Source organism: Sphaerimonospora thailandensis (assembly GCF_016863115.1).
GTDB classification, from domain to species: domain Bacteria; phylum Actinomycetota; class Actinomycetes; order Streptosporangiales; family Streptosporangiaceae; genus Sphaerimonospora; species Sphaerimonospora cavernae.
The window spans coordinates 1-5,031 of record NZ_BOOG01000101.1 but is presented as its reverse complement, the minus strand read 5'-3'; the positions used below and the strand labels follow the sequence as shown (position 1 = coordinate 5,031).

Sequence of the window (5,031 nt, the reverse complement as noted above, 5' to 3'; positions counted from 1 at the left end):
CGAACCCCGCATCCATCTCCAGATCGACGACCGCGCAGTCATCGAGATGACGATCGCCGAGGCCCGCAGCGCCGGAATGCACCTCATCGGCCTGGCCGCTCTCGGTGTCATGGAGACCCCGCCCGCGTAGCACGCTCACCGCAATCACCGGTCTTGCCATCCCGAGAGCCGGAAGCCGTACGGCTCAGGCCGTACCCGACCTGATGCTTCCCGGGGTGGCAGGCCCGATGAGCCGCCCTGCTGGTCGCTGGCGCCGGTGACCGGCAGGGTGCGGGCGGCCTTCCACGAAACACCTTCCCGCCGGGGAAGGCCGTCCCGTCAAACGGCCCGCCTGCCGTACAACCCCCGTGGCGGCAGGCGGGCCACCCGTCAGGGCCCGGCCCGTGCGTGCCAAAAGGCCCGTCCAGTCGGCACCTCGGCGCGTGGCTTACCCGGTTAAGTCAGCGGCCGTCTGGTTCCCGCCCGCTCAGTACGTCAGAGGGCGGGACCGGTTTTATTTCGCCTGCCCAGCCTCAGCCCGGCCGTCTTATGCTGGAAGTCTTCTCAGCCCCGGGAGGACGAGGAATGAGATTGGCTATGCCACTACTTGTGGTTACGGTTGTGGGCGCGTTGAACCGGCTCGTCTTCAGCTTGACCAGGGGACGAATCGTGCTATACAAGTTCACGGGTATGCCCGCTGTTACGCTCATGATTGCTGGACCGGAAGTGGGCTATGCGGAGCGGGCTGTACTCCCATGTCTGCCCGACGGGGAAATGCATGTTGTCCTGAAGTATGAGCGCGATACGCCTCCCGAATATGTACAGCTCATGGGCAGGGGTGTCTCAGTATTCATCGACGCGGGTGCCGACGCATCGCCTGTCGTGGCATCACCTGTACGTGAGAACCCGGATGAGCTTTTGGCTCACCTACTGGAAAACGTCTCCTTCCTCAGACGCTGCGAGGTGAGAGCGTCGCGCATGGTTCCCTTTGCGCGACTGGAGCCGGATAGCGGCCCGTGAGACCTTTCGAGTGCTCACGAGCGGCTACCTTTGGCTAATCAGCTCCTTGGGGGGAGACTCCAGGGAGCTCGAACACGTACTCCACAGCCACGGGCACATCGGTGGGTAGATCGAGGATGAAGTGCTTTATCGCCTCGACCTCGTCTTGGAGCTCCGCCAGGGTCTCTCCGGAGACACCTCCGGCAATGGGCGCGTCGATCGGATCCGCGCCCCAGACGATGGCTCCGATGTCGATGGCCCTCTCACGGGCGACCCTGAACCGGAGGCGATGCGTGGTCAATGAAGCCAGTCCTTCCCGAACACGTGCTCAAGGGCCTGTTTCAAACGGCAACCGTAGCGACGATGTTGGCCCCGAACTGGCCCTATGCAACTTTGATCTTTCTGGATGCCAGGGGCTCGGGCCGTACATGACCTGGTCGACGGATGCGTCCCACTCGTGGACCCGGGTAGGACCCACAGCACGGTCACGGGCAGTCCGCGTGCGAGCGGCAGTTGCGCAGCAGCGTCAGATCATTGGTGCCGTCTACGAATAAGTGCCTGATCTAACGGATAGCCAGGATGGGTGGATCATGAAGAAGTCCTTTGACGTCGTCGTGATCGGAACAGGGGAAGCCGGCTCAGCGGTGGCCATGCAGTGCCGGGCGGCGGGCCGGACGGTGGCAATCGTCGATTCCCGGCCCTTTGGCGGCACCTGCGGGCTGCGCGGCTGTGACCCCAAGAAGGTGTTGGTGGGAGCCGCCGAGATCATCGATCGGAAACGTCGCATGGAGGGCCGGGGCATCGCCGGGGACCTGCGCATCGACTGGCCCGAACTGATCCGTTTCAAGGGCACGTTCACCGACCCCTTTCCCCGGCATCGAGAGGACGGCTTCGTCCAAGCAGGGGTGGAAACCTTCCACGGGCGTGCACGCTTTCTCGACGCGCGTTCGATCGAGGTTGGCGAGGACGTGCTCGACGGCGCCCACCTGGTCATAGCGGTTGGCGCGTGGCCGGCCAGGCTGGGCATCGAGGGCGAGAACAACCTCACCCGCAGCGACCAGTTTCTCGACCTGCCGGAGTTGCCCCGACGGATCGTGTTCGTCGGAGGCGGTTACATCGCCTTCGAGTTCAGCCACATCGCGGCCAGGGCCGGGGCGACAGTCACGATCTTGCACCGGGGGGCTCAGCCGCTCAAACACTTCGACCAGGACCTCGTGGCGCGGCTGTTGGAGCGCACCAGTGACGTGGGCATCGACGTCCGGACTGGTACCAAGGTCACGAGTGTCGAGGGAACACCGGGAAACTTCAAGGTCACGGCCTTGACCGATTCGGAGTCTGAGGTGTTCGAGGCGGACATGGTCGTCCATGCGGCTGGTCGCGCACCCGAGTTGGACGATCTCGACCTGTCCGCCGCAGGGGTCGAGTTCGATCGCCGCGGGGTCCGGGTCAACGGCCACCTGCAGAGCGTCTCGAACCCGGCGGTGTACGCGGCGGGTGACGCGGCCGACAGCGGAGGCCTGCCCGAGACGCCTCTCGCTCAGTACGAGGGCGGCCTGGTCGCCGACAACATCCTGGAGGGCAACCAGCGTACGGCGGACTACCTCGGCATGGCGAGTGTGGTCTATTCGATCCCCGCACTGGGCGCGGTGGGGATGACCGAGCAGGAAGCTCAGGCCAAGGGCCTGTCTTTCACCGTCAACCAGGCGGACACCTCCGGCTGGTACTCGGCGCGGCGGGTCGCCGAACCGGCGTCGATGTACAAGATCTTGGTTGAGGAAGGCAGCGGCAAGATTCTCGGAGCTCACCTCCTGGGCCCGGAGGCTGACGAGCTCGCGAACGTCTTCGCTCTCGCCATCCGAGCGGACGTCCGCGCCGACGCGCTGAAGCACGCGCTGTTCGTCTACCCGACCCAGGCCTCCAACATGGCCTGGATGCTGTAGTAGTACCCAAACTCTCGCGTGAGGGCTCTCGGGAGCCTGGATCTGTTACAACGAACGGCACCGCGTTGTTGCGAGATCAACGGCGTGCCCGCATGGACACACCCACCCGGCCGGAGTAGGCGGAACGCTGCAGAACCCGGCTTAACCCGGCAGATGTGACCAACGCGTACGGCAAGCCTTCGCGCAGCATGTGAGCAACCCCGTTCTCCCAACGGGATGCCGCCGATCATGTCCGCAACCTCCGTGTTTCCTCGGAGGTGACATTCTGCTAGGCCAAGCCGCTCGATCGTCTGACAGGGGGTGCATGGGCCGACGGATCCTTGTAGCTTCGAGGATCAAGGAATCCTCCTACGTCATCAAGGCAGACGCAAACGATCACGAGAAGGTATGCGCATTGGCCAACCCCCCACGCATGCTTCCCGGCTACTTCGTGCTGGAGACGCTGGGCGCTCCCCTCGATGGTGCTACCGGTGACGTCAGGCATGTCCGTCTCCAAGCAGCTTGCCGACTGAACACTCCTGACCGCCCCTATGCCGTTGCCAATGAGTACATCGCGGCACGCGTCGCTGCCGCCGTGGGCCTCCCCGTGCCACCAGGGCAGATCGTCAGGTTGTCGACACGCGAGCTCGGTTACGTATGCCTGTTGTTCGGGCCGGAGGGCAGCACCCTTCCGCCGGTGATCCCCGCCGAGTTGGCCGAGCAGGACCCGCAGCTGTGCATGGGCATCGTCATGTTCGACTGCTGGATTCGAAACGGCATCGACAGACACGACGGGAATCTCGGGTACCTCCCCGAATCCGGTGGCGTGATCTTCGATCACGACCTTGCTCTTCTGGGCTCGCGTTGGGGGAAGGCTGCTGATGATCTCAGGACGGCTGCAGATCAGCCGTGCCTCGACGGGCACTGTCTCGTGAGCGAACTGAGCAGTCTTGAGCATGCGCACGAGTGGGCGGCGCGCATGGCCGCAGTTCCCAAGGGCCTGATCAGGGACGTCGCGCGGACGGCGTTTCGCCTGAAGCTGATCAACGCCACAGAACGTGACGAGGTCATCAGATTTTTGGAGTTCCGTCAGGGCAGGTTGCTAGCGTACCTTGAGAAGAGCCGGAAGCTGTTCGAGAAGGTGCAAGTCTGGCCACTGCTCGACGGTGGGAAACGCGAGGCGGGTGATAGCTGATGTCGGCCCCATGGTTCGTCGTCAAGTATATGCCTGATCTGCACCGCCGTGAGCCACGAAATGTCGGAGTTGTCCTCCTTCACGAGCAATCGGGGTACGCTCGTTTTCTCGGCCAGGACCCCTTGTCCGGTGAACTGAACCCCTCCCTGGCTGCTCACGTCGTGCAGCAGCCCATGAGTTATCAGGCCTGGGTCAAATACTTTCTCTATCACGCGAATCGCGGCTCATGGAGCCGAGTGCAGGAGACATTGGCTCGACGTCCACTCGATAGTTTCTACATCGAAGAGGGCGGCGTTTACGAACTGGACTACGACGGCCCCCGGGAAGCCCTTGAGCAACTCTTCCGCAGCCTTGTGGATGTGCGTACAGCAGAGCTCTCCCAATTCCAGGGCGCCGGCGAGCATATGCGTAAGGACGTCAAAGTCCTGGTCGACCAGGTCTTTGTGAAAGCCGAGATCGATAGGGAAATAATACGCGAGCCTGATTTCTTGATCCGGGTTCGAGGATCACGGCGAACCGCGGAAACCAAGGTTAACTTCAACTATAAATATGTGAACGGCTCTATCGCTTTGATGGAGCGGGTGCCGCTGTCCGCCAGAAACCGCGACGGCAACCTACGTAAGATCAATGATCTGCTGTATCGCATTGAGCATGTGCTCGAGTCGTACGAGGTGCAGCGATTCATTGCCCTCTATCGTGTCTCTGGAGTTGATCCGATTCTCGCGCAAGAGGCCGTAGACCGAGAACTGACATTGCTGGAAACATACGCGGACGTCCTCGATGTCAGCGATATTCCCACTGCGGCGAGCAACCTCAGGGTTCAACTGGGTAAAAGCCGGCACTGAAGGCGTCTGGAGGACCGCAAGCACCCAAGTCGGTGCCACGGGTGGCGGCAGTGGTCATCGAATGCCGGTCCGCAGCCTGCTCGCCGCGGCGAGT

General features: G+C 62.8%; 4 protein-coding genes. 3 read left to right on the top strand and 1 reads right to left on the bottom strand.

Features of this window, described 5'->3' with window-relative positions; all coding sequences use genetic code 11:
- Positions 1-1,033: 1,033 nt before the first annotated feature.
- A complete protein-coding gene (locus tag Mth01_RS28895; RefSeq protein WP_204019132.1) occupies positions 1,034-1,279 on the bottom strand; it encodes a hypothetical protein in 246 nt (81 codons plus the stop codon).
- A gap of 289 nt (positions 1,280-1,568) precedes the next feature.
- Here Mth01_RS28895 and Mth01_RS28890 point away from each other — a divergent pair, with 289 nt between their 5' ends.
- From Mth01_RS28890 to Mth01_RS28880, 3 genes are all read left to right on the top strand, one after another.
- Complete coding sequence (locus Mth01_RS28890) at positions 1,569-2,918, top strand: dihydrolipoyl dehydrogenase family protein (RefSeq protein ID WP_204019131.1); 1,350 nt, start codon at positions 1,569-1,571, stop codon at positions 2,916-2,918.
- A 412-nt stretch (positions 2,919-3,330) separates the two neighbouring features.
- Positions 3,331-4,092 carry a HipA domain-containing protein gene (locus tag Mth01_RS28885; RefSeq protein WP_204019130.1) on the top strand — a complete coding sequence of 254 codons (762 nt, stop codon included), beginning with the start codon at positions 3,331-3,333 and terminating at the stop codon, positions 4,090-4,092.
- Between the two features lie 29 nt (positions 4,093-4,121).
- Complete coding sequence (locus Mth01_RS28880) at positions 4,122-4,937, top strand: hypothetical protein (RefSeq protein WP_204019129.1); 816 nt, start codon at positions 4,122-4,124, stop codon at positions 4,935-4,937.
- Positions 4,938-5,031 lie beyond the last annotated feature (94 nt).

What these genes read in the sequence shown, in the direction of transcription:
- Mth01_RS28890 (WP_204019131.1), top strand. Translation starts at nt 1,569, where the DNA reads ATGAAGAAGTCCTTTGACGTCGTCGTGATCGGAACAGGGGAAGCCGGC.
- Mth01_RS28885 (WP_204019130.1), top strand. Translation starts at nt 3,331, where the DNA reads ATGCTTCCCGGCTACTTCGTGCTGGAGACGCTGGGCGCTCCCCTCGAT.
- Mth01_RS28880 (WP_204019129.1), top strand. Translation starts at nt 4,122, where the DNA reads ATGCCTGATCTGCACCGCCGTGAGCCACGAAATGTCGGAGTTGTCCTC.